We start from the raw sequence: 25703 nt of genomic DNA on the forward strand, positions 1-25703 counted from the left end.
GTCGACCCCAGCCATTTTATTTTTCAAGCAAAAGCGCCGCTATGCAGCGACGCCGTAACCAGTTTCGCGAATTGTCCGCAGGATAAAAGACAAGAGTAAATCTACGGCCTGTGCGGCCACACCGATAATTAATACCAGCAACCCTTTCTTTTTGTCTGCGCGCAGCTCAACGTCGAACTGGTCTTCTTCCTGGATCTTTTTCTGGATAGTGCTTACGAGCTGGTCGTCAGGCGTGTAATCGCCGGTAAAACCAATCTCGCATCTGCCGTTGCCGGCAGACAGCGTGAAACCAGTAAGATCGATAACAGGATTCATGTTAATTCCCCCTTAAAATATTGTAAAGTGCAATTTTTATATTTTATCACAATATTTACACTTTTGCAAGAGTTATATAACCATAAACTATTTTTTATCAAATTTTTTCAAATCAAACAGTGGTTTTTTGTCCCCGTCTATAATTCCCTGTGCTTCACGTATCAGTCTCTCTAGAGCCGCTTCAGACATGGCCGACCCTACGTGCACCGTCCGCACTACTTTTCCCTGCTCTTTGTAGCACACCTGTACCCCCGTCGCCCCTGAAGTCGTCTTGAACTTCCTTATATAAGCCATGGCTTAATTATAGCATATTTTGGTTTGCAGCCTCTCGAAGGGGGTTCGGAGCCTGGTAAGGCGAGAAATAGCGCCAGCCGCCCGTGGCGACGGGCCGGCTGGACGCGCCCCAAGAGAGGCTGTAAACCAAAATATACACAGCAATTCCCCACCTTTTTCCACAGAAACCGCAAGCACTTTCTGAATATTCCCCTTATGCCTAGCAACCGAAAGCCTTGGCAACCCGGGTTGACAAACCATTCCGCTTCCGCTAAAATCAAACTAACAACTGGCGACCTCACACGCAGTTGGGAGAATTCGGTGATTATTTTAGCAACCGACTAAACTTAGGCCGGAAGTTTTGCATAAGCACAAAATAAAACGCTTAAGCAGTCAAAAAAAATCACGTGTTCCAAGAGGTGTGAAGTATTTTGATGTATAATAGAACTATGAATATTCCGATTACGCAATCCAAAGAATGGCAAAATCTCCAAAATGACCTTGGTGAAGCCAATTTTTTTGAAAAAACTGCGGATTATCAGTATCTAGCTATCCTCAAAAAGGCCTTAGTAGGGAACTATTTTTACTTACCTTATGGTCCTGTTACTGATAGCAAACATGGCTTTGATAAGGCTCTAAAATCACTCCAGGCTCTCGCTCAAGATCACAACGCCATTTTTATCAGAATCGAACCTCAGGACTCAGATTTCCTCTCTTATGCTCCCAAAAATATCAAAAAGTCCACCGATCTCAACCCTAAGGAAACCTGGACGCTAGATTTAACAGGGGACGATACAGAGTTAAAGCAAAAACTCCCAAGCAGACTACTTCGCTATCATAAAAACGCCAGTCAAAAGGGAATTACTATTGAGACCTCCCACGACCCTCAGGACATCAAGTATCTGCTCGCTCTCCAAAAAGCTCTCGCTAGCGAGAAGGGAATTAATACTTTCTCCGAAAAATATTTGCAAACCGAACTGGAGCAACCGTTCGCCACTCTCTATCTGGTCAAATATCAAAATCCTGACACTAACAGTAAAGAAATCATTGCCGCTGGCCTCGTTTTTGATGACACTCATACCCGCTACAACCTTCAAGGCGCCCAAAACGCTACTGGTCGTAAACTCCATGCTACCGGTATCCTTACCGTTCAATTAATCCTAGACGCCAAAGCCAAAAACCTCAAAACTTTCGATTTCTGGGGTATCGCTCCCGAAAACGCTCCCTCAAGTCACCCCTGGGCCGGTTTCACTAATTTCAAAAAGACCTTTGCTGGGCAAGAAGTCGACTATGCCGGTACTTACGATATCATTATCAACCCCACCAAATACCACTTTTATCAACTTTTCCGCAAACTTAATCGTCTTCTCCGCCGAGCCTAAATAATCCTAAACGAACCCAAACGAATCTAATAAAATAGCATATCTTATCTGCAAAATCTTTATGTTATAATAAACTCATGGATTTTGTCACGCTATCGGAGGAAGAATTTCGTCAGTTTGCTGATCAGCATCCCGAAAAATCCTTCATGCAAACCCCCGAAATCGCCCACTTAAGGGAACAAAATAGCTGGGTTCCGTACTATTTTGGTGTCAAAAAAGACCGCAAAATAATAGCCGCCACTCTAGTGGTAGCCAAGCCTACTTTTCTTGGCAAAGCTACTTTTTATGCGCCTGGTGGGCCTTTGGTAGACTATGAAGACTTCGGGCTCTTAAGCTTTTTCACTAAAAACCTCAAAAATTATATGAAGCACCATAATGGCTACGTTTTTCACATTGATCCTTACTACGAGCTGATCGAGCGTGACCGCAATGGCGAGCTAGTAGAAAATGGTTTTGACCATCAAAAAGCTGTTGCTAATCTCAAAACTCTTGGCTTTTGCTCTCTTCCTACCTCTAGCCAACCCAAATATCTCTTCGTCTTGGATATTAACGACCGCACTCCCGACGAACTCCTTATGAGCTTTAAACGAAATACTAGAAACCATGTCCGCAAAGCCGAAAAAATGGGCGTCAAAGTTCGTGAACTTGAAAGGGAAGAGCTAGATAAGCTCAAGCAAATCACCAAAGCCACCTCTGAACGCCGTCATTTTACTGACCGCCCGCTCGCTTATTATCAACAGATGTATGATCTCTTCCACGATAGAGGTGAAGTTAAGTTCATGGTGGCAGAGGCCAAAATAGGAGATAAGCTAACGCCTCTCTCGGCCGCTATGTTTATGACTTATGGCGACGAGGTTATCTACCTCTTCTCTGGTAGCGACGAAAAATACATGCGCGAATACAACGCCCAGTATGCTATTCAATGGCACATGATCAAATATGCCGCCGAGCACGGTTACAAAAAATACAATTTCTACGGCATCCAAGGTTTGCCAGATCCCAACGCCAAAGATTACGGCATTTATGAGTTCAAAAAAGGTTTCGGTGGTCACGTTGTAGAGCTACTTGGCTCTTACGAACTACCTCTTAGTCCTCTCTATTACCTCCACTCTCTTCTCTCCAAACTTCGCAAAGCTCACATCGTGCTATAATCATATCCATGAATTTACCTGGTCTTACGCGCAAAAAAACTACCAAAACCAGACAAAACCACTCTATTGGCCAAATTATTGCCCGTAACACTTTTACCATCTTCAATCTTGTCAATATTATCCTTGCTGTTATGATTTTTGCGGTTGGTTCGTACAAAAATCTTCTTTTTATTTTTATTGCTGTCGCCAATACCCTAATCAGCATTGTCAACGAAATCCGTGCCAAGAAAATTATCGATAAAATGCGCCTTATTTCCGAAAAACACCCCACGATTTTGCAAAACGGCAAAAGTTATGAAATTAATCCTGAAGATATTCAAAAAGGCGACGTCATCATCCTTGCCCTGGGTGACCAAATTCTCGTTGATTCTACCGTCAAAGAGGGAACTGTAGAAGTTAATGAATCTTTCATCACTGGGGAATCAGACAATATCGTCAAACACCCTGGTGATAAATTGACTTCTGGTAGTTTTGTAGTTTCTGGCACCTGTCAGGCCGTCGCCTCCGTCTCTGTTGCTGACAGCTTTATTACCAAACTAGAAACCACTGCCCACGCCATCAAGCCAACCAAATCCAAGTTGTTCACTATCATGAACAACATCGTCAAATATATTTCTTTTGCGCTTATACCTATCGGCCTGCTTTTGCTTTGGGCTCGTTTTCGTGTTCCTGGCACTACTACTGAAGTCGCCGTCACTTCTACCGTTGCCGCCCTAATCAATATGATCCCCGAAGGGTTGATTCTTCTTACCTCTAGCGTGCTTGCACTTGCTACTGTTCGCCTTGGCCGCAAACAGGTACTCGTCCAAGATCTTTATTCTATCGAGACTCTCGCTCGCGTAGATTGTATCTGTTTAGACAAAACCGGCACCCTCACTACTGGCCGTATGAAAGTCAAAGAACTCATACCAGCTAAAGGTCAGTCTCAAAAATCGCTTGAAAGCACGCTTATGGCTATTTTAAGCCAAGTTCCTGCCGACAACGCCACCAGCACCGCTTTGAAGGCAAAACTGCCTCAAACGGCCAAATTTAAGCCCACAGAGCAAGTTGTCGAAATCATCCCCTTTTCCTCTGACCGTAAGTACTCCGGTATCGTTACTAGAAGCGCCACCTATCTCATGGGAGCCATGGAGTTTATCACCCAAAATCCCGATTTTCTTGCCCAAGAAAGGAAATTGCCAAACAATTATCGCATTATATCCGTTATAAAAAAATCTGCCGACAAAGAAACGCTTATTGGTTTTGCCTTATTGGAAGATGAAATCCGCCGCGATGCCCATAAAATCATTGACTTCTTCAACGAAAATGACGTTGCCGTTAAAATCATCTCTGGCGATAATCTATCCACCGTTCAGAACATCGCCAACACCGTTGGCCTTTCCAACACTTCAGCTGTAGACCTTTCTACCCTCAAAAATATCAACTACGAAAAATTAGTCAAAGATTATAATATTTTTACTCGTGTCAAACCTGCCCAGAAAAAATCCCTCATCTTAGCTCTCAAAAAACAGGGCAGGACTGTTGCTATGACCGGCGACGGCGTCAATGACATTCTCGCCATGAAAGAGGCGGATTGTTCCATTGCTATTGGCGAAGGTTCCGATGCTGCTCGTCGCAGCGCCAAACTCGTACTGCTTGGCTCTGACTTTGCCGCTGTACCCAGTATCATTGCTGAAGGCCGCCAGTCTATCAATAACCTAGAGCGTTCCACGGCCCTTTTCCTTGCCAAAACCGTCTATGCTTCTATCCTCGCCGTCATCTTCGTCTTCCTCCCCATGCAATATCCCTTCACTCCTATCGAAATGTCACTACTGAACTTTGCCTGCATTGGCTTCCCAGGTCTCGTCCTCTCCCTAGAACACAACACCGATCGCATCAAAAACAACTTCACTAAAAACATTCTTACTTATTCCTTCCCAATTGGTCTTACCGTTTCTTTCTGTATGGCCGCTCTCTCTATCGTCTCCCATCTCCAGGGTTTCTCCCATCCCGAACTCACCACCATCTCTGTCTTCGTTACTTTTACTATTGACCTGGTCCTTATTTACTGGATTTCCAAGCCTCTCAATAAGCTCCGCGCTGGCCTCCTTATCTCTATTATTGGTATTATGGCTGCCGCCTTCGTCATCCCTCTCATTCGTGACTTCTTCGAATTTATTTTTCTCACTCCAGCTAATCTTATCGTCATGGCCGCCATCATTGCTGCCGGCTTAGTTGTTTTCGAACTTATGCGCCGTATTATGCAAAAAATCACTACACGCATTTTTAACGCTAGCCCCCACCTCAACCTCTAACATTGACAAATCAGCACAAATATGCTAATATTATGCCGAGGTCCGAAATCCTCACCGGATTTTTATTCCTCACCAAAATTTGCCGGCGGGCAAAAACGCAAGGAGGTATCTTATGAATACCAAGAACATTACCATCAGAGAGGGATTAAAAACTCTCAAGGCCGAAAGTGCCGATAATTTTGAGCTTAGCGTCGCAAAGCTCTTTGTCTATGGGTTGCGATTCGCCAACAGCGCATTCGCAATTCCTGCTCTGCAAGAGCTTAGCTATCGTGACGCGAGCGATGTTATCGTCAAACACTTAGATGCACTGATCGGCATCGGAGCAATCAAGTCAGAAAGTGTGTTTGCTACCACCTTGGCCAGCGCCCTTTGCGAACTGGACCGCACTGCCGATCCTTTCCTTTGTGCCTACGGCAAAGCTCTACGCGACGAAGGCATTTTTATGGGTCCCACCGCGTGGATTCAGACAAACGCTAAACATTACCAACGCTTTCATCGTTCCGGTATGGTGCAACGCGCCAAACCTTGGGCGAGAAAGTGGATTGAGATGTCCGAACCTGAGAAAGATGAAGACATCCCTAACAAGCCTTTCGGCCAAGATGAAGCTCTCGTCATTCCCGAAGTCGTAGATTACGACGGCTAAGCACCTTAGATACCCCCAACCTAGCTTGGGGGTATTTTATTTTTCAATCGAAATTCTCGGATAAATGTTCAAACTATACGGGTCTGTTGGCTTCACTCCTGAAATAATCTCATAATACGCTGCTACAGCCACCATCGCTCCATTGTCGCCAGAAAGCGAAGGAGCAGGGAAATACGCCTCCAACAGTGCCTCTCTTAGAGCTTTATTTGCACTTACTCCACCCGCTATTACTACCGATTGTACGTCCGGATATTGTTCCAACGCCAAAGCTAGTTTTTCGCACAGTATTCCCACCGCCGTTTTTTGGAATGATGCTGCAAAGTCCGCCACCTGTTGCCTAGACAGGTGATTTTTTAGATCATGTGAAGGGTACGAGATTGGCAGCCCCAACTCTTTTTGCACCGCCCTAAGAACCGCGGTTTTTAGTCCTGAAAACGAAAAATCTAGCCCCTCTACCTTCGGGTGCGGCAGTTTATACTTATTCGCATCGCCAGATAAAGCCGCCCTCGCAATAGCTGGCCCACCCGGGTAAGGTAGTCCCAAAATCTTTGCCACCTTATCAAAACACTCTCCCACCGCATCATCGTGCGTCGTCCCAACGATCTCGAACTGATTATGCGCTCGCATATAAAGAATTTGCGTATGTCCACCCGACACTACTAGTGCTAGCAAAGGGAAGATAGGACTCTCACCGGTAAGCCAATTCGCATACACATGTGATTTTAGGTGATGTACCGCATACAGGGGTTTATCGTGCAAAATCGCCAAAGTCCGTGCGGTCAAGGTGCCGATTAACAGGGAGCCTAAGAGCCCCGGTGCATGCGTCACCGCTATCGCATCTATGTCATCCCAATCACATTTAGCATCAGCCAAAGCCTTTTTTACTACCGGCATTATCACTTCAAGATGCGAACGTGCTGCTACTTCTGGTATTACTCCGCCGTACTCCGCAAAAATATCAATCTGAGAGACCACTACATTAGAAAGAATCCGGGCGCCATCCTCCACTACGGCCGCCGCGGTCTCATCACAACTTGTCTCTATCCCCAGTATTTTCATCTCTTTATTATATCACAGAATGAATATTTACTCGTGATGATATGGCCCTCCACTCAAAATTTGCGAAGCCCGGTATATTTGCTCTATACACACGACGCGTGCTATGCCGTGCGGGTATACTAAACGGGAAAAGCTCCATACAAAATCTGCTTTTTCTCGTACGGTATCAGAAAACCCATACGCTCCGCCTATCAGAATCACCACTTCCTGCCCAACCCCAAAAGCTTTTTCCAACTTAGCAGAAAATTCAGGTGATGATATATTTTCGCCTCGCTCATCACAGCAAATTACATATTCTCGTCCGCTAAATGGCCATTCCGCCAAATACTTATCTAGTTTTTCTTCTGACATAAAATTCCATGACACATCAAACGGCTTCCTCAGCCGCTTCTCATATTCGGCACATGCTTCGGCTACCCATCCCGCATTTTTCTTTCCCCCAGCGATAATCTTTATCATACCCCCTATTATATCACCGAGGGCCCGAATCCTCTACGCACAAAAAAACGCCCTCTAAAGGCATTAAATCACTCATGGCTAGGCCGGCAGGATTCGAACCTGCGAATGCTGGGACCAAAACCCAGTGCCTTACCACTTGGCGACGGCCTAATCCTCCAACATTCTACCACAAAAACTAAGCTCAGTAAACCCTGCCCACTGGCTAAACTTGCACTACTATTGCAGTCCGGTCATCTCTTTTCGTTGCCCGATTTGCTAATGCCCAGGCCGCGAGGTCTGCCGTAGCCGCCTTTTTCACTATTCGAGCAAATTCGTCATCTGGGATAAAATCTGGTTCATAATCTCCGGTGATCCCATCAGAACAAAACACAATTCTGTCCCCCCCCCTTAACGAAAATTCACCCATCTGTTTCACGCGACACTCGTTTAGCCCTAAGGAATTCGTAATCTTATTGCCCCACCCCTCATCTTGTGTTAGTTGTATCGCTTCTTTACCTCTCACCACGTAAATTCTCGAATCGCCCACCGAAGCGTACATCAAAGATTTTTTACCTTCTCTTTCCACTATCTTGCCTATCACCCCAGTCGAATATCCTGCCGCGGGATCGTGTTTTATCGCGTCGCTTGCTACACGTAAAATATCCGCCAAATCTTCTGCTCTCTCAGGGACTTTTTGACTAATCATCTGGTTTGTCGCTTCCACTCCCAGCTCTGAGGCTCTAGCTGCCCCACCCATACCGCCAGCTCCGTCAAACACCGCAAACAGCCCTAGCGCCGGGTTGTAGTAGGCCGCATCCTCATTTTGTCGGCCTTGCTCGCCGGCAATCGTACCTTTATCCACCATCGCGAGTCCAGAATCCCTAATCAATTCACCCTTGTTAAAAATTTCAAAGAATCTTCTACCACGCCGTGTCGCTTCGCGCGCTTGCTCCGCGTCACGTGTCTGCCGCTCCTCAGCCTCTTGGTGAAACTCGCGCATCGCTTTATAGTATTCGTACTTTTTGCCATACATCCCCAGTTTAAAAGATTCCATCGCTTCATCATATTCCCGGGCTTTCTCCTCGCCATTGTAGTCGCCAATCATCCTCAAAAAATCTTCAGAGTGTTCGTCAAAATCCATCGGGGTCGGATACCTACTGAGAAAATCCGCCACGTTTTGGCCAGAGGTAGCATTATAGCCATTCCAGTCCACCCCCGTCATATAAGCCAGAATGCGCTTCTGGTGTTTGTCTCCAGCCATCCGCCCAAACATTTCGTCATCACTAAGATGCAATCCTGGCCCAGCCATCCGCACCAAAAGCCGCCATTCGCGATCTTTCATATTGGGGTCGTTTTGTAGCACGTTCAACACTTCTGCTTCATCCGCCGCCGTCACCTTATCTTCCTTAAAAGGTTCACTATCAGATTCAAAAATATAGCGTTCGTCCCCACCAGACAGATAAAACCCCGTCAATTTTCGTTTTTGCCGTTCAAGATTTGCCCGTTCAGGGCTTTGCTCACTTTTTGGGCCATTTTTATTAAACATAACTATTATCATTTTAACACTATCGGGTAAAAATTTAGCAACTTTTTTAATCTTATGCCAAAAATCCAACAGGGAATATAACACAGAATTTAGCCCCATCATAGTAGCCCCATACCTCTTGTGCTTTTCCTTAAAATGTGCTATAATGGAAACATGGCTAATACGAAGCGCAAAAAAACATCCAAAAACACCAAACGCCGTACTGTCAAAGAAGCCAAGCCAGAGCACGAGCTCCCTGGCGGTTTTTGGCGCCAGACTTCCGCTGTTCTCATGATTGCGCTCGCGCTGTTCTTCGTTATCACTTGGTTTGGCCACGGTGGCACCGTACTAAACGAAGTGCACAAATTTTTCTTAAATATTATCGGCTTTGCCGCCTACTTTATTCCAGCTTTGCTTGTTTACCTTGCTGTAAAAATCTTTCGATCAGAGGACAATCGCGTAGCTGTACCGGTCTATGTTGCTAGCTTTCTTATGATTTTTTGGATTGCCGGCATTGCTGCCATTTGGCAAAACGGCGGCATAGTTGGCAGCTGGCTCAATTCTTTAATGACTAATGTTTTAGACCAAGGCGTAGTCATTCTAATATATGTCGTCCTAGTCCTTATCACCACTGCTTTTATCCTCCAATTGTCTCCAGTTACTTTCTTTAAGGGTACCAAAAACCTCGTTAAATCAGGTAAAAAACCTTCTGTCGATGACGAAGACTTCCCCAAAAAGAAAAAACTTGGTCAGCTCGAAATCAAAGTCAACTCTGGTCTCGGCGCAGTTGAGCCATCTGCTGCTTCGTCTTCGGCTAAGCTTTTGCACAAATCCGCTATCAAAAAACCTGCCCCCACTCCCGAACCGGCCAAAGAACCGACTGCCCTTACCGCCATCTCTGACCCCGACTGGAAGATGCCTTCCACTGATTTATTAGAGAAGAAGCAATCTCCTGCCGATGCCGGCAATATCCAGCAAAACGCTTACATCATCAAATCTACTCTTGCTGAATTCGGCATCGAAGTAGAAATGGAAGGCGCCAACGTTGGCCCACGCGTCACCCAGTATACTATGCGTCCTCCTGCTGGCGTCAACTTGAGTAAAATTCTTGCTCGCGATAAAGAACTAGCTCTTAACCTTGCCGTGGATAAGATTCGTATCGAGGCCCCTATTCCTGGCACTAGAAGCGTAGGTGTCGAGATTCCTAATGCCCGCTCTGCCGATGTCCGCATGCGCGGTGTGTTAGAGTCTACCGAATGGAAAAAGTCTAACGACCCACTCACTTTCGCAGTAGGGAAAGACATCTCCGGCCGCGCTGTGGTGGCAAACCTCGCCAAAATGCCTCACCTTCTTATTGCTGGTACTACCGGTTCTGGTAAGTCCGTGATGACTAATACGCTCATTAGCTCACTACTATACCGTAATGCGCCATCCGACATGAAGCTAATCATCGTCGATCCTAAACAGGTAGAAATGGCCCAATACCAAGATATCCCACACCTGCTTACCCCTATCATTACTCAAACCGACAAAGCTCTTTCTGCTATGAAATGGGCCGTCGGCGAGATGGAAAAGCGCTACACTCTTATGGCTGAAGAAAAAGTCAAAAACATTGCCGACTACAATGCCAAAATGGCAAAATCTTCCGACCCCGAAAAAGAAGGCAAAATGCCATACATTGTTATCATTATCGACGAGATGGCCGATCTCATGATGATGGCCGGAAAAGATCTCGAAATGTTAATTGTCCGCATTGCTCAAAAAGGCCGTGCTGCTGGTATCCACCTAGTGCTCGCTACTCAGCGTCCAGAAGTCAAAGTTATCACTGGCCTTATCAAAGCTAATATCCCTGGCCGCATCGCCTTTGCTGTGGGCTCACAAATGGACTCTCGCATTATGCTAGACCAAGGTGGTGCCGAGAAATTACTCGGTAAAGGCGACATGTTGCTCCTAACTACCGAAATGATGGGCAAACCTCGTCGCATCCAGGGCGCCTGGGCTTCCGATGAAGACATCTCTAAGGTTACCGATTTTCTCCGCTCGCAACGCCCACCAGAGTACAATAAAGAAGTAGTCGCTCAGGCTGTCCAAATCAAAGGTATGGGCCCTGCTGGCGGTGGCAGCATTGGTGACCTTGGTCGCCGTTATGATCCAAATGATCCTATTGTACGTAAAGCCGTAGAAATTTCGCTAAACAAAGGCAAATTCAGTACTGCCATGCTCCAAACTTATCTCGGTAAAGGCCACGGGTTCGTTTCCGGCCTCGCCATTTGGTTCGAGGAAATTGGCGTCATTGGTCCCCAAAACGGCAACAAACCTCGCGACCTCCTCATCTCGTCTATGGACGAGTTCGACAGCCTAGCGCAGTAAGTACTAGACAAGCGACGCTGGACGACCTGCACAGCAGGTCGGCGCGCTAGCAAACACCTAGTATTGTCGCCCGTACTGACTTAAAATATTTTTAGGTTTATGTTATAATAAACCCATATGAAGGATGGGAGCGTGTCGCCGAAAGGTGTCGTAAAGAATTTTATTAGCAATTCTTCTGTCTGGGCCAAAATCGCTATAGTTTTGTTTTTTGTACTAATTCTCATCGCAATAGTCTTAGCTGTAATTTCAACTATGAGTATGAAAAAAGAAGATGATACCCACATTGACGTATCGAATTTCCCAGAGATTTCTAATGCGCCAAAAGAATATCAAATTGGTACGGAACAACTCATTTGGCAACTGATTGAGCAGAACGAGCCTATACCAGACTTTTCGGATTATCAAGCAATCATCAGAGAAGGCTCTTACCATGAAGAGACCAACAACAATATTTCTAGCGCTGACTTTATTATAGATATTGAAGAGCTGCGATACTCCTTTGAAGTGAGTTTATCTTGGCCCAAGGGGCAAAAGGTATACTCAGATCCGTCCATAAAGATCCGCTGCCCATATTATACCGACGTAATCTACACAGATACCAAATGCGTAGCAGAACTCCCCACTGCCCAAATTCGCCGCTATTTACCGCATAATTACTATCTAAATAACGGTTATCGGGTTCATATAGACGAAAGTAGTACAGGCGGTAATTTCCGCTTACTAGTATATATTAACGCCTGCAAAGACAAAGATTTAATTGATTCAGCGATGGACTATGCTCGGAATTGGATAAAAACTCTCTACATAGACCCGGACGACTTTAGAATGGAGGCCTACGACACATGTCTGTAATCTTTAAGAGAGTCATTTTATTCTTGTGCGCGATAGTCACCGTATTACCCCAGGCACAAGTGGGTGCCGTGACCGCAAGTACGATACCGCAATCCGTGTTTGAGGAATACGCCCAAAACAACATTCTATTCTATGACCCATACGAATGTAATGACGGCTCTGGCACAACTTTTTGCACTATACCTTCCGGCAAAGATATTACTTGGATTGGGGACTCTTATTCTGTTGAATCCCTGGAACAAATCAAAACGACATTTCCTGGTATAGATTTAGGCGCCGAAGACTCTGGGAATTCATATTCTCCATATTACAATATTCAGTATAGTAAACACTTAGATTGGATTTCTTCTAGTAATACCCATGATGCTGCTGGCGGTCCTTCTGGGGTTACAATCTTGAAAGAAATTGTCAACAATAACACTCTGAGACCGTATCTGGTATTAGCCCTTGGTACGAATGATACAATGAGTGAATCCGACACGACCAGCACTTTAGAAGAAATTGCTAACTTAGTAGGCCAAAACACGAAGGTAATCTTGACCACGGCTTATACTACTGATGATAGTGATTATAGTGGTGGAAATAATGCTAAAAAGAATTTTGCTAGTTCACATGACAACTTTTATGTGGCCGACTGGGCTGCCGTAGCAAAACCAGACTATTACGTAGATGACAGTACCCATCCTATGAGTAATGGGGGATATGAAGCTTGGGTTAATACAATTAAAGAAGCTTTGCCTCAAGACTGTACTGCTGGTCTATTGCCCGGCAACAATGTCGCGGAAAAAGTTTGGAACTATTTCGTTCAAGCTGACATAGACGGTATTTCAAACAACGCTGCCGCCATTGCCGGCATTATGGGTAATCTCTATACGGAAAGTGGACTCAACCCATTTATGAACGGCAGTACCGGCAATTATTATCGCGGACTTTATATGTTGAATAGCGACAACGGTGGAGAATTGTGGAACGCTATTTCGTCTTCCGTCGGGGCGGACTATTGGTCCTTTTACGGTTGGTGGTGTGACGTAAGTGATTATCCAGATGGCAGCAGTTGCGCTGATAATGTATTACTTAATAATAACGTTCCTCAAGACGCCATCGATACAGCCATCAAAATGGAGTTAGACTTTCTAGTCCTCGGCGAAATCAACGGTGAAAAAGCTAGTGACCAAGCTTTCCATACCGAATTCATGGACTTTATAGATCATTTCGACGTCATAACAAATAAAAATAGCGCTAGGTCTTATGCTGAGCTATTCTTAATCACAGTTGAAATAGCCTATGAAACATCTGCTACCCCAGGTGAAGCTCCACAAGATCCTGGCGTAAGATCGTTTGGGATTAGTAGAGGGCATGAAAGATGGCAGGGAGCAGAAAGCCGAGGAAATTACGCGGAAAAATTCTATGACAGATATTCGAGCATGACTGTCCCGACTACGATTACGAGTTCAAGCACAACAACATCTAACTCAAACATAACTGCAGCTTCATCTGGCGGCTATAATAAATATGATGACCTTACTGATGCTGAACTATGGGACTTAGCCGAAGTGGCAATGCATGAGAATAGCGCAAATATAACCGCCTTTAAGAACGAATTATCCATTATGGCTAATTTGTTCGAGTATAATAGCAATGATTCCATCAGCGGGTACAATCTCTGGAATTACATTGGTACTGGCGGCTGGTTTGCTACGTCAAATTACATTAATGGCTCACATGATGACAATATCAGCAACACATATTTGGATGCCACCAGGGATGTGTTAATGAAAGGTAATCGTACTTTGCCGACTCAAATACTAGAGCATGACTGTGTCGGAGACCTGGAATGGGTAGAAGTCAACGGAGAAAAACACAATGCCTCAAATCCAGGAAATTGTGCCGGACAAGGTTTAAATGACAACAGTTATTACGTAGCCGGCCAGACAAAGATCCACAATGCTTATGGTAGCACATACATCTTTTATGGTTGGATGGGCGGAGAAGCTGGGGTAGGCGATCCAATGGGATATTTTGAAGACAACCCGCCTACAGACACAGTAGCTAGCAACTCTCAAAATAACGGCAATTGTCCAGACGACAGTAAAGGCAGTGGATTGGGTGGCGAGCAGATTGCTCAAGCCGCAGTTAAAATGGCTTGGCCAGTTCAAGCCGGACAGGGTGATGACTCACACGTTGGCGAATGTGAAGAATCCAGCGGGAATTGGATCACCTTCACCACTGCAGAGAGACCTTGTAAGACAAACGCTCGCGCATTTTACCGCGAACAGCTCATAGAACAAGGCCGTAGACAAGACGGCATGGACTGTGGCGTATATGTAGGTACGGTATTACAGTACGTTGGCGCAATCGATAATATCACGAGTACCTACGACATGGAAGGTGACTACTTTGAGCCATCTGATGAATGGGAACAAATAGAAAACAACGGTGTGGAAAGCATGAAACCGGGGGATGTATTGCTTGCCAATGGCGCGGCATTGGGGCATTCCACTGGCCACATATTATTCTACGTCGGTGATTATGGTGGTAGCTATGGCAACATTGCTGATGCTTCCCTTGACGAGCGTGTAGCTCAAGTTGGCAATATCTATAATGATACCGTTTGGCATATCTGGCGATATAAGGGCGGCATCGGCGACGGCTTGACACCTGAACAAGCAGAACAGCTAGCTAGTAACTATAATAACAACGTTGGTAATTGGGATGGCACAGTAGCTGCAGAAGGGAATTATTGCCAAGGTAGTAGCTGCGCCAGCAGATATAGCAACTGTACTTTGTTCTCGGCTTTCTTTGCTGAAATGTTTGCCGGAGTAAGCCAAAGAGGATGGCCAGACGGCATCAACGTTGTAGATACATTAAAAGAGCTCGGCTTTGAGACTGGTACAGAACCCAAACCGTTTGCAGTTTTCTCTACTAACACTTATCACACCCCATCCGGTAATCACACCGGAGTAGTCGTAGGCGTACAAGGTAGCAGTATAGCCACCATAGAGGCCGGCTATCCAAGTCTAAACGCCACCTATTTCGATTACACCGATGTTTCTGGAGAGAATATTTGGTACGCCTATCTCGACAGCGAACTAGATTATACTAAATTAATGAATTATATTAATCAATGATGGGTAAAAATACAAAAATTAAACTTACTATCGCCTGTTGCATTATTGTGGCCACATTAGGAATAATATCAGTACTCCTGATAGATTACTTTACAGACAAATCCAATTACACAACGATAGATAATTTTAATGACTACTATTACAGCGTTCCGCAGAAAACCAAAAATTTAATCTTTTCTACGCTCAACAATACCATTAGAAAAAACGTCTCTGGAGATATCCCCACCGACGGAGCAATCATTCGCAGCGCCGAACCGTATCTTTACGACTACAACATAAATTATGATGGATATTCTGGTGAATTTATAGTGGACATACCAGCAATCCAACAGTCCTACCTCGTCAATTTTAATTTTAATGAAGATCCAGAAGCCTTTACAGGTGGCTATGAAGTGCTAATATACTGTATATCCGGCAACAAAATGATCTACCCAGACTTCGGCTGTGAGGAAGACCTACCCTTTATAAAAGAGGCTGAAAGGTAGGAGCCAATATGGAGAGTACTGACAAAGAATTTAGAAAAGCTAACCCAGTGACTTTTATAATTATTTTGGTTGAAGCTTTGCTGATTGCTATAGCCATAAACATGGCAGTAAACCTATTAAACTCCTCTGGAGATCAAGATAGCTCAGTACGATATAATGTAGAGATATCCAACTTTAGGCAAGAAATCTCTAGTATAGACAGAAACGGTCTAAAAGATATCAACTTTTCGGTATACGACGCAGTATGGCTAAACAACCAAGACGGCGCCAAAATCCCTGAGATCATTCATGCTAACATCCGAGATGGAAGTGTCAAAAAAGAAATCTTTAAAAAGGACGAAATATATCAGGTACATTTCGTCCTAGACATTCCAGAGCTTGAGCAAACTTATCAAGTCCAGCATCTTTATTCAACTACAAAAAGTTATAATGGCAATTTACCGATTAAGTACAGAACGATGGTTTATTGTCCAGAAGAATCCCAAATAATCTATCCAGAGCAAAATTGCAACGATCGCTATGCCAGTCAAGCTGAAGAAATCATCAAAAACTTTGAGTTCGAATAACATGATAGAATAGTCCAATAGGGAGTGGTCTTGACTTTTCCTGGGGGGGGGTATAATTAGCCATATGCAGGATGGGAGCGTATCGCCGATTGGAAACTTTTTTCGTAACAAATGGGTTCGGGCAATCCTGGCTGTCGATATACTCGCTATCATCGGAATTGTCACAGTAGTCATATATAACCTCACCAAGAATGCTATTATCGATTTTACTATTGCCCCTATCGACGCCACAATCACAGTAAACGGCAACAGTAATTACCACAACGGTTCTTTTCAATTTCACCCAGGTACTTACGAAGTGACTATTTCTCACGAAAGCCTTGATCCTAAAACTTTTATTATTGAACTTCAGCCTGATAGTGATGTTGCAATTACCACCTTTCTCTCAGAAGATGGCATCTTTGATTTTTACAAACTCAAAGATAACTATAGCTCCTACTTAATGCTCGAGAGAATTGCCTCCCCCAACAACAACCAAACCACAGACCACGACACTTCTGCTGAGGAATTTATCTTGCAGCAGGAACAAAAGAATTCTATTAGCGAGTTTACTCCAATCCGTTTCGCCATCTGTGAAAATCCAGCCACGCGCGTAAATTGTGATGCGGTGGAAGTGACATATGATTATTCAGAGAAATGCGACAACCAGAAGTGTTTAATCATTAAAGGTAGAAAAGAAGAATTAACTAACGATGTTATTACGGAATTGACCAACCAGTTATCTAGTAGAGGTTACAATTTAGACAATTATAGGTACATATATGAGCAAGACACGGAAATATAATCATAGAAGAATAATACTTTTCCATAGTGTAGCCTTAATAGGCATTATTATAGGAATATTGTCTTTTTGCCTAGGAACTATTGGAACTTGGGGGACTCCTTCCGCTAGTGCTGCAAGCCAGCAACAAGGCCTCACTGATACACAGTTTAGCGAATTCGCTCAAAATAACATCCTCTTCTACAATCCAGGAGAGTGCATCATACCCGGCAGCAGCGGGACTTTAACTGCAAGCGGAGATTTTGCTAAGGTTCTAAAAGCCAAAAATGCTGATGAATATGTTTTTAACGTCAGTAGTAGTAGTCAATGGTATGCAGGTTGGGGCGATAGTGATAAGGAAGGCATGAAGAGACTATTAGAAAACTACGGTGATTTAGCTTATCAGCTAGGTGATGCTGCAGGTGCACCATGGGTCGCTATCTTAGTTCAAATGAAATATGAAGACCCATCGTCATGTTGTGGTGCAAATAATTTTTGGGGTAATGGTTGCGATGCGAACCATAGCAGCTATTGCGGTGCCTCAACTATACAAGGGAAAAATTTAGGTGAAGGTTTTGTTCAATATGGAGAAACCCTGTCTAGTGATTGGTACTCTCCAACTCGCGGAATTTCAGACCCAAAAGAATATCTAGAAAAACTAGGGCCACTATGGGTGCAAGGAGACCCTAACGGAGCGGGATATGCTTCTATTGAAGGAATGAAAGATTCCATAGATGCTTTGCAAGCATACATAGACTCATCAGAAGGACAAGCAATTGTACAAAAATTTGGTAATTACAGCGGATCAACCTCCTCATCTTCCTCGTCTTCTTCTAGCTCCAGTTCCGATCAAAAAGTATCTGGAGACGATATCACTTGGATTGGTGATTCGTATTCTGTCCTTGCCTATAACGATTATATATCTAAGACTTTCCCTGGAGTGGATGTAGGTCCAAGCATAGGTGATGAATCTTCTTATATTAGGAGCAATAAATCAGTTTCGCACGATGATGGTGGTCCTTCATGTCTAGATATTCTTGAAAAAATCATTGACAAAGGCGATCTGCGCCCATACCTGGTCTTCGCTTGCGGCACCAACTGGGGTTGGGAAGATGAAGATATAACCAATTTTGAAAACCTTTTGAAGAAAACGAATACTAAAGCAGTGGTAGTCACCTCAAAAATACCAAAAGACAGCTACACTAAAAGTAACGAGCGTTTAAAAGCCCTTGCTGATTCAAATAACAATATTAGCCTTGCAGACTGGACTACCGTTTATAATGCATCATATTTTGATGACGGTATACACCCAAACAATTCTCCAGGATACGAGAAATGGGTGGGAGTGATATCGGATGCGCTATCTAATTTTGAGTGTATAGACGGCGATACTATCGCGAAAAAAGCCAAGGATTTAGCGTGGTCAAAGAACGATGCAGAAAAGGCGAAATCCAATCCGACGACCAATTTTTCGGAGGCTTCGAAAAATGTGGGGACTGATGGAACGGATGACTGCTTGACATTTGTAAAAACCGTAATTTTATCATCCGGTGCAGACAAAGATGCAAAATTAACAAGCAAAAATACAGAAAAAGAAGTTGGTTTTGTTGAATATCTAAACAACTCCGACAAATGGGAGAAAATTACGGCCAAAAAGGAATCTGATCTCAAAGCAGGAGACATCTTAGTATCAGCAGTAGAAGGAGTCGGATATAACTATACGTTTATATATTTAGGCAACAGCGAAGTTGCCGCTGCAAATAAAGGAATCCATTATGGTCGCATCGGAAGTCTGGAAAATGAATGGTGCACTGAATGGGGCGGGAAGACTGCATTCCAATGTGTAGATGTGCCGTTCCAGGTCTACAGAATAGTGGATTCTAATTGCGAAGATAAATGTACTACATATGAAGGAGAATATCCACAATATAACCAATGCGGCGAGAGCTGGTCAAGCTATCCTTATAGTAGCGATAATATCTGTGGTAGCGGTTGTGGTGCAGCATCCATGGCGATGCTTGCTACCGTGGCCACTGGCCGGGATATTTATCCGGACGATATCGCTGATCTTTTAGGCAACCAATATTATGATTCAGTGAGCATAGCTACACTTGATCCTATAGTAGGAGAGCACTACGGTTTCGACGTTGAAGTTGTAAATACGTCAGGCGTCGAAGACGTAAAAACCAAAATGCGCGATTACCTCAAAAAAGGCTACATGATTCATTTCACTGGCAAAGGATGTTACCCAGGCTTTATCTATGCGTCCGGTGGTTGTACGGCAGGTCACGTCATTGGACTCTTTGACATAGATGACAATGATATAGTCACTCAAGCAAATTCTGGCATGGGTGAAGTCCATCAGAAGGCTTCTCTTGACGATATGGCAAATGCTTTAAATTTCAATATATTTACTGCAATAAAGGGAGGCAACAACGGCAAAAATAGTTGTGATGACGACTTTTGCAATAATTCGAGCTCAAATAGTTCTGTCAGTATGGACGGCCTAACCGAAGATCAAGCTCAAAAGGTTGCTGATTATTATAACAATGAAGCTACAGCATCAAACTTCATTGATGGGGTAATCCCATCAAGTTGCGCTAAAGTCAACTGTGTCTCATTCAGCTATTGGTTTGTGTCGGCGTTTACAGACGCATCCGAAGAGGGAGTCACATCCAGTATAATAGGCGACGGGTCTTACATAGCTGATACCGGCTTGCCTAGCGTCGGCTGGGAAACAGGCAACGATCCAACGCCTTATAGCATCTTTGGTGGTGCAGGGAGTAGTGCTTGGTCTCACACTGGTGTAGTCGTCGGTGAAACGGACGATGGCAATATCCTTACCATAGAGGCGGCATATTGTCAGTGGGATGCCCGCGTGATGACACGTTCGCCATCATATTTCTCTAATGGTGTAGGTATTCTCGCTTATCCTGGCGACCATTTTACTCCGAATGAAAGCCACCTAGGTAATAAATCATTAAAGGAAATCATAGGGAGTTAATAATGGAAGAAGGCCAGAACCAGTCAGACTACAAGATTCGCCTTAATATGCCTACCACTATCTTTATCGTTATTCAGATCATTTTTATTATCTTTCTTGTAATTTCCATTTCTGGGTTATACAAACCAGACGAAATTACTGACGATGATCCCGACCGCATCCCAGTCGCTACAATTGATAATTTTGCTTCTGTAGTTTCAGAAAATTATCCCGAGAACGTTAAACTTATAGAGGCAACTTTGTTCGATCTAATTCTTAGAAATTCCCCAGGCGAAGACATCTCCACGTCTGTTAATGCTACCATCCGCGAGAATAGCATTAAAACGGTGTATTTTGAAAAACAAAATCTCAATTATTTTAGCGCAATTGTAGATATTCCCGAGATTGAACAATCATATTGGTTTTACAGCGAATATTCGAGCGAAGAACCCAACCAATATATAGATTACTCTAAGTTCTACAGAATATTCTGTCTTGAAGATTCACAAGAAATTTTATACCCAGATTTTAATTGCCAAGACGACTTTGGTCTCAATGGCCGGTACGAATTAGTATCAAATCTTATTTCCTATTTCGAGTTTAACGATTTTGCCCCCATTTACACCTATGAACGCGGTTTCAATCAAATAGAGATCTCTCCTTACACTTTTGACGAACTAGCCGCTAGTACAAAAGAAGCATATATCCGACAGGTCAAAGATGCCATAGATTCCCTTGGTATTCCCCCAGATATTTTTACTTACAACGTTATGAACCCCGAAGAAATCAAATATTTCTATCCATTGCAGTAGCTTTTTCATCGAACAAAATCTAGCTAGTTACAAAGTCAATCAGAAAACCTTCCACCCCTTGTCAACTGCCCCAATCTATGCTATAATCACCCCATAATATTAGCTCAGCAAACGAGCCAACTGTCCAAGCAGGGCAAGAGCAGCGTTTGCTTTAACCAAAGGAGTTTTATGAAAGACTACGAACTCTCGGTCTTGTTTCATCCTGATTTAGAGATGAATCTCGACCCCGCCCTCGATAAGGTGAAAAAGATTATCGAACAAAACGGCGGCAAAATCAACAAAGAGGAAAACGACGGCAAGAAGCGCCTCGCTTATTCTATCAATGGCCAAGATTTTGCCATTTATTATTACTTCGACGTGGCTCTGCCGGCTGAGGCTCCCGCCAAAATATCGTCTGTGCTTAACATTACCGACGAAGTTTTGCGTTACCTCCTCGTCCGCGTAGATGAGCGTAAGGCTAAGCTCGAAGCTCGCCGCAACGCCAAAAATCCCGAAGAGGATAAAGCAACAACTGAAGAAAAAGGAGAATAATTTATTATGCGTGGGTTTTCTAAAGCAATCATCACAGGTAACCTTACTCGTGATCCAGAGCTTCGTAGCACACCAAACGGTGCTAGCGTCTGTAGCTTTTCGGTAGCAGTTAACCGTACCTATCGTGATGCAAGTGGGGAACAAAAGGAGGACGTTTCCTTTATTGATTGTTCAGCTTGGGGCAAGCTCGGCGAAATGATTAGCCAATATGCCAAGAAGGGCACCGGCGTCCTAGTTTCCGGCCGTCTTGACCAACGCAGCTGGGAAGACAAAACCACCGGTAGCAAGCGCTCTCGTGTCGAAATTGTTGTCGAAGACTTCAACTTCACCGGCGCACGCGACAACGGTGGCAACGGTTCTAATAACTTTGGGACTTCTAGTGCGGCAGACGCTTCTGCGCCTAGCGATATCCCTGACGACATTCCTGACGGCGAAATCGACCTCAGTGATGTCCCATTCTAATAAACTTAAAGCGAAGGAGATTTTATGAGAAGGGTAAAAAACGATCCAAATTTGTATTTCGATTATCGCGATGTCAAAACTTTGCAACGCTACGTCGATGCTTATGGTCGCATCGAGCCGATTTCCAAAACCGGCTTATCAAGCAAGCAACAACGCCAACTTGCAACCGCTATCAAGCGTGCACGCCACTTGGCTCTCTTGCCATTTGTTTCAAATAACTAAGGAGATAAAATGTACGGACCAACAGATCTAAAGAAAAACACTTTGATTACTTTAGACGGCCAACCGTATAAAGTAGTTGAGTATTCTCAAAAAGTTATGGGCCGCGGCGGCTCCATCGTTAATGTTAAGGTTAAAAACCTCATTACCGGTGCGCTTCTCCCCAAGACTTTTAAGGGCCAAGAAAAAATCGAACCGGCCGAAGTTACTACTCGCAAAGTTCAATATCTCTACCGTGATGATGAAAAGTTTTACTTCATGGACCCGGAAAGTTTCGAACAATACGAGCTTAGTGCCGATATGGTTGGCGATTCCAAAGATTTCATGAAAGACGGCGACGAAATGGAAATCCAATTTTACAATGGCACACCAATCAACTTGGTTCTGCCTAAAAACATTTGGCTTGTCGTTACTTACACTGAGAATGCGGTCAAAGGTGATACCACTAGCTCGGTCATGAAGGATGCTACTCTAGAGACCGGTGTTGTTATCAAAGTTCCAGCTTTCATCAAAGAAGGCGATATTGTTTCGGTGGATACAGATACTTATGCCTATCGCGAACGAAAAAAATAGAGGATACTACAAAATTGAAGGTGCCGTGTGCGCCTTCAATTTTGATTTTAAAGACAAAATAGTTTTAGACATCGGTTCTTCTACTGGTGGCTTTACCGAGATAGCTTTGGAACACGGCGCCAAAAAAGTCATAGCAGTGGAAAAGGGAACTAATCAAATGAAATCCCCTCTCCGCTACGACCCCAGAATAGAATTACACGAAAAAACCGACATCTTCAATGTGACAACCAAAGAATCAGCAGCAACTGCAATGTGTTCTGCGGAACATAAAGACTTGGCCAGAGCGGCCCGGAGCGTGTCCGGAGGACACGCTGCAGTTGCTGCCCATTCTTTGGTTATCGATAATGTAGATTTAATTGTCGCAGACGTATCCTTCTTAAGCTTAACAAAGATCCTCGATTACGCTAAAAAGCACCTATCCAGTAGCAATACGGATTTCCTAGTAATGCTGAAGCCTCAGTTCGAGGCTCGCCCAGACCAACTAAATAAGGGTGTCGTCAAAAACGAAAAATTGCGTCGCGCAATCATTAAAAATTTCGAATTTTGGCTCAAGACCCACGGCTTTATCGTTGTCAAAAAACGCGACAACGACTTGGCCGGCAAAAATGGCAACTTGGAAAGATTTTATTATTTAAAGCTTGCAAAATAAATAGCATAAGCATATAATAATAGATATGAACTTATTGCATGGCGTGGGCGACTTTTTCTCCCTAGATATTGGGACAAATTCGATGCGAATCGTGCAACTTTCTGGTAGTGGCCAACACGGTTGGACTCTTCAGAAATATGCTTATGTTCCGATCACTCAACAGCTTACGCAAGATTCTTCTGACTTAGGCAAAAAACGTCTCGGCGAGGCTATTCTTGGTGCTGTCAATCAGGCTGGTATCAAAACCAAGAACATTGCTCTCGGTCTTCCTGCTAGCAAAACTTTTACCTCTATTGTTGAGACGGAGACCTTACCCGAAAAGGAACTTGCCAAGTCTTTCAAGTATGAAATCGACAAATATGTTCCGATGGCCATGAGCGACGCTAAGGCAGACTATGTCATCCTCGGCCCCAGTCCCAACGATCCAGCCAAGACCGAAGTCTTAGTCTCATCCGTTGCTAAAGAATACGCTGAGTCGACCATGGAAATGATCGAAAAAACCGGTCTAAACATCGTAGCCATGGAGCCAGAACCACTTGCCTTAGCTAGGGCACTCACCACACCTGGTGCTATCGATGCTACCATGGTGGTGGATCTCGGCGAAGGCTCTACCGACATCGTTATTATGTACAAGGACAAACCTCGCCTAGTGCGTTCTATCCCCGGTGGTGTAGATGTATTAATCCGTGCCGTAGCCAACGGCCTCAACGTGCGCGTTGACCAAGCCAGACAGTTTATCCTCAAATTCGGTTTAGATGAGAACCAAGTCGAAGGTCAGGTCTTCAAGATCTTAGGCACCCACCTCGACAATTATGCTGCAGAACTTGCCAAATCTGTCCGTTTCTTCCAGACTAAGTATATCAACGGTAGAGTTGGTGGCATCGTACTTTCCAGCTATGCCAGTATGATTCCGCTTTTCCCCGAATATATTGAAGCCAAAACCAACGTTCCCACCATGCGCGGCAACCCTTGGCAATTTGTCCGTACTACTTCCAACCAGCAACGCACCTTAGCTAACGTTTCTAGTGAATTTGCCGTCGCGATCGGCTTATCGGAAAGGAGCAACGACTAATGGCTCGCGAAATCAACCTTGTCCCAGATATCAAAAGCGAAATGATCAAAACCCTAAAACTTAGGAATTTTATCTTTTTCCTCTGTATTGTTGTAGCTGCTGCTAGCATCGGCGTTACTACTATTGTTGGCCTGATTATGGGTGGGCAGCAGCTAGCATTAGACAGCAAAAAATCTACGCTCGAGAGCCTTTCTACTAAACTTAACTCTTATAGCGATCTAGATGATTTTCTGACTATCAAGGACCAGCTTGGCAACATCAACACGTTAACTAACAACAAAAAAGTCCTTTCGCGCACCTTCAATATATTGTCCGCTCTCATTCCGACTGGCGCTGATACCATCACAGTTTCAGAATTAAATGTTAGTCTTTCTGGTGATCAACCTACTTTCTCGTTTGATGCTCAAGCTAATGCCGGCAAAGAGCCTTTCATTGACTACAATGTCCTAGACTCTTTCAAAAAGAGCATGCAATACATGCGCTATGACTATGGTAACTATGTCGATAAAAACGGCGCAATCATCCCGGCTTATTGTATGATTGAATCTGGTCAAGATGGTGCTACTTTCACCGACTCTAGCAGAGGAATTTACGCTTTTTGGACTATCAATGCCGAAGGCTGTAACCCATCTACCAACACCAAGACTGGTGACTATAATACCGAAGACTATAACGGTGAGCAGGTAGTTCGAATTTGGCGCACCCCACAATACAATGATTGGTACAAACAAACCGAAGTCGCCGGGCAACCTTACATGAGTCTAGACGGTCAAATCTCTGGCGTGGAACACTTCGAAAGCTCCTGTATTACTTATACCGGGAATGCTAGCCAAAATAGCGCTAACCCGAAATGGATCGAATCTAACGAATCTTGTCTTTTGGTCCCTGGCGGCATTGATGGTATCGCCGTCTCGGATTCATCAAACGGTCGTGGTGCCGGCGACGAACTAGTCTTGCGCTTTTCGGCCGTAATCTCGCTAGCTCCAGAAGTTTATAATTTCACCAACTCACACGTCCTCGCGATTGCACCGTCCGGTCGTCATAATGTGACCGATTCTTATGTCCAGATTCAAGCTATGTTCGGTGAACGCGCTAGAGACTGTGCGGAGGGTGACACTGTCTGTAGCACCAACACTAACAACGTGAATGGAGAAAACTAAA

Annotated in this window: 24 protein-coding genes and 1 tRNA gene; 19 read left to right on the top strand and 6 right to left on the bottom strand. The window is 44.2% G+C overall.

Annotation, left to right across the window (positions count from 1 at the left end; translation table 11 throughout):
• Window positions 1-39: 39 nt before the first annotated feature.
• Together G3RUM_RS01345 and G3RUM_RS01350 are read right to left on the bottom strand one after the other, a co-directional pair.
• Window positions 40-315, bottom strand: coding sequence for a hypothetical protein (locus tag G3RUM_RS01345; protein ID WP_129734635.1), 276 nt, complete (start codon window positions 313-315; stop codon window positions 40-42).
• An 87-nt stretch (window positions 316-402) separates the two neighbouring features.
• Window positions 403-609: a hypothetical protein gene (locus tag G3RUM_RS01350; RefSeq protein ID WP_129734637.1), complete on the bottom strand. Its 207-nt coding sequence runs from the start codon at window positions 607-609 to the stop codon at window positions 403-405.
• Between the two features lie 428 nt (window positions 610-1037).
• On the opposite strand from G3RUM_RS01350, the gene G3RUM_RS01355 reads away from it, so the two are divergent.
• The 4 genes from G3RUM_RS01355 (at window position 1038) to G3RUM_RS01370 (ending at window position 6058) form a co-directional block, all read left to right on the top strand.
• Entirely contained in the window at window positions 1038-1970 is a 933-nt protein-coding gene (locus G3RUM_RS01355; protein ID WP_164998328.1) for a lipid II:glycine glycyltransferase FemX, read from the top strand.
• 77 nt (window positions 1971-2047) lie between these two features.
• Complete coding sequence (locus G3RUM_RS01360) at window positions 2048-3121, top strand: lipid II:glycine glycyltransferase FemX (protein WP_129734641.1); 1074 nt, start codon at window positions 2048-2050, stop codon at window positions 3119-3121.
• An 8-nt stretch (window positions 3122-3129) separates the two neighbouring features.
• Window positions 3130-5415 carry an HAD-IC family P-type ATPase gene (locus G3RUM_RS01365; RefSeq protein WP_129734643.1) on the top strand — a complete coding sequence of 762 codons (2286 nt, stop codon included), beginning with the start codon at window positions 3130-3132 and terminating at the stop codon, window positions 5413-5415.
• Between the two features lie 112 nt (window positions 5416-5527).
• Complete coding sequence (locus G3RUM_RS01370) at window positions 5528-6058, top strand: hypothetical protein (protein WP_129734645.1); 531 nt, start codon at window positions 5528-5530, stop codon at window positions 6056-6058.
• A gap of 36 nt (window positions 6059-6094) precedes the next feature.
• On the opposite strand, the gene tsaD is transcribed toward G3RUM_RS01370, so the two are convergent.
• The 4 genes from tsaD to G3RUM_RS01390 form a co-directional block, all read right to left on the bottom strand.
• On the bottom strand, window positions 6095-7117 hold the full coding sequence (tsaD, locus tag G3RUM_RS01375; protein ID WP_129734647.1) for a tRNA (adenosine(37)-N6)-threonylcarbamoyltransferase complex transferase subunit TsaD: 1023 nt from the start codon (window positions 7115-7117) through the stop codon (window positions 6095-6097).
• Between the two features lie 27 nt (window positions 7118-7144).
• The gene (locus G3RUM_RS01380; protein WP_129734649.1) at window positions 7145-7576 is read right to left on the bottom strand and encodes a 23S rRNA (pseudouridine(1915)-N(3))-methyltransferase RlmH; all 432 of its coding nucleotides are present in this window, start codon (window positions 7574-7576) and stop codon (window positions 7145-7147) included.
• Between the two features lie 75 nt (window positions 7577-7651).
• Window positions 7652-7726, bottom strand: a tRNA-Gln gene (locus G3RUM_RS01385).
• Between the two features lie 52 nt (window positions 7727-7778).
• Window positions 7779-9101, bottom strand: a complete 1323-nt coding sequence (locus G3RUM_RS01390; RefSeq protein WP_164998329.1) for a PP2C family protein-serine/threonine phosphatase — start codon at window positions 9099-9101, stop codon at window positions 7779-7781.
• A gap of 153 nt (window positions 9102-9254) precedes the next feature.
• Here G3RUM_RS01390 and G3RUM_RS01395 point away from each other — a divergent pair, with 153 nt between their 5' ends.
• The 15 genes from G3RUM_RS01395 to G3RUM_RS01465 all read left to right on the top strand — a co-directional run bounded on the left by G3RUM_RS01395 (window position 9255) and on the right by G3RUM_RS01465 (window position 25702).
• Complete coding sequence (locus tag G3RUM_RS01395; protein WP_164998330.1) at window positions 9255-11450, top strand: FtsK/SpoIIIE family DNA translocase; 2196 nt, start codon at window positions 9255-9257, stop codon at window positions 11448-11450.
• A 117-nt stretch (window positions 11451-11567) separates the two neighbouring features.
• A complete protein-coding gene (locus G3RUM_RS01400; RefSeq protein ID WP_129734655.1) occupies window positions 11568-12302 on the top strand; it encodes a hypothetical protein in 735 nt (244 codons plus the stop codon).
• Window positions 12293-15430 carry a hypothetical protein gene (locus tag G3RUM_RS01405; protein WP_129734657.1) on the top strand — a complete coding sequence of 1046 codons (3138 nt, stop codon included), beginning with the start codon at window positions 12293-12295 and terminating at the stop codon, window positions 15428-15430. Before G3RUM_RS01400 ends, G3RUM_RS01405 begins: the two co-directional genes overlap by 10 nt.
• The gene (locus tag G3RUM_RS01410; protein WP_129734659.1) at window positions 15430-15915 is read left to right on the top strand and encodes a hypothetical protein; all 486 of its coding nucleotides are present in this window, start codon (window positions 15430-15432) and stop codon (window positions 15913-15915) included. The genes G3RUM_RS01405 and G3RUM_RS01410 overlap by 1 nt, the downstream gene beginning before the upstream one ends.
• An 8-nt stretch (window positions 15916-15923) precedes the next feature.
• Window positions 15924-16481, top strand: coding sequence for a hypothetical protein (locus G3RUM_RS01415; RefSeq protein WP_129734661.1), 558 nt, complete (start codon window positions 15924-15926; stop codon window positions 16479-16481).
• 64 nt (window positions 16482-16545) lie between these two features.
• Window positions 16546-17265, top strand: coding sequence for a hypothetical protein (locus tag G3RUM_RS01420; RefSeq protein WP_129734663.1), 720 nt, complete (start codon window positions 16546-16548; stop codon window positions 17263-17265).
• Entirely contained in the window at window positions 17243-20245 is a 3003-nt protein-coding gene (locus G3RUM_RS01425; RefSeq protein WP_129734665.1) for a hypothetical protein, read from the top strand. Before G3RUM_RS01420 ends, G3RUM_RS01425 begins: the two co-directional genes overlap by 23 nt.
• A 2-nt stretch (window positions 20246-20247) precedes the next feature.
• On the top strand, window positions 20248-21036 hold the full coding sequence (locus tag G3RUM_RS01430; RefSeq protein ID WP_129734667.1) for a hypothetical protein: 789 nt from the start codon (window positions 20248-20250) through the stop codon (window positions 21034-21036).
• A 168-nt stretch (window positions 21037-21204) separates the two neighbouring features.
• A complete protein-coding gene (gene rpsF / locus G3RUM_RS01435; protein ID WP_129734669.1) occupies window positions 21205-21567 on the top strand; it encodes a 30S ribosomal protein S6 in 363 nt (120 codons plus the stop codon).
• 6 nt (window positions 21568-21573) lie between these two features.
• Window positions 21574-22029, top strand: coding sequence for a single-stranded DNA-binding protein (locus G3RUM_RS01440; protein ID WP_129734671.1), 456 nt, complete (start codon window positions 21574-21576; stop codon window positions 22027-22029).
• A gap of 24 nt (window positions 22030-22053) precedes the next feature.
• The gene (rpsR, locus tag G3RUM_RS01445; protein WP_129734673.1) at window positions 22054-22251 is read left to right on the top strand and encodes a 30S ribosomal protein S18; all 198 of its coding nucleotides are present in this window, start codon (window positions 22054-22056) and stop codon (window positions 22249-22251) included.
• A 9-nt stretch (window positions 22252-22260) separates the two neighbouring features.
• Window positions 22261-22821, top strand: a complete 561-nt coding sequence (gene efp / locus G3RUM_RS01450; protein ID WP_129734675.1) for an elongation factor P — start codon at window positions 22261-22263, stop codon at window positions 22819-22821.
• A complete protein-coding gene (locus G3RUM_RS01455; protein WP_129734677.1) occupies window positions 22796-23470 on the top strand; it encodes an SAM-dependent methyltransferase in 675 nt (224 codons plus the stop codon). The genes efp and G3RUM_RS01455 overlap by 26 nt, the downstream gene beginning before the upstream one ends.
• Before the next feature lie 25 nt (window positions 23471-23495).
• On the top strand, window positions 23496-24542 hold the full coding sequence (gene pilM, locus G3RUM_RS01460; protein ID WP_129734679.1) for a type IV pilus assembly protein PilM: 1047 nt from the start codon (window positions 23496-23498) through the stop codon (window positions 24540-24542).
• The gene (locus G3RUM_RS01465; RefSeq protein ID WP_129734681.1) at window positions 24542-25702 is read left to right on the top strand and encodes a hypothetical protein; all 1161 of its coding nucleotides are present in this window, start codon (window positions 24542-24544) and stop codon (window positions 25700-25702) included. Before pilM ends, G3RUM_RS01465 begins: the two co-directional genes overlap by 1 nt.
• The last annotated feature ends 1 nt before the right edge of the window (window position 25703 follow it).

Origin of the sequence: Candidatus Nanosyncoccus alces, assembly GCF_004138395.1 — a bacterium.
Classification (GTDB): domain Bacteria; phylum Patescibacteriota; class Saccharimonadia; order Saccharimonadales; family Saccharimonadaceae; genus Nanosyncoccus; species Nanosyncoccus alces.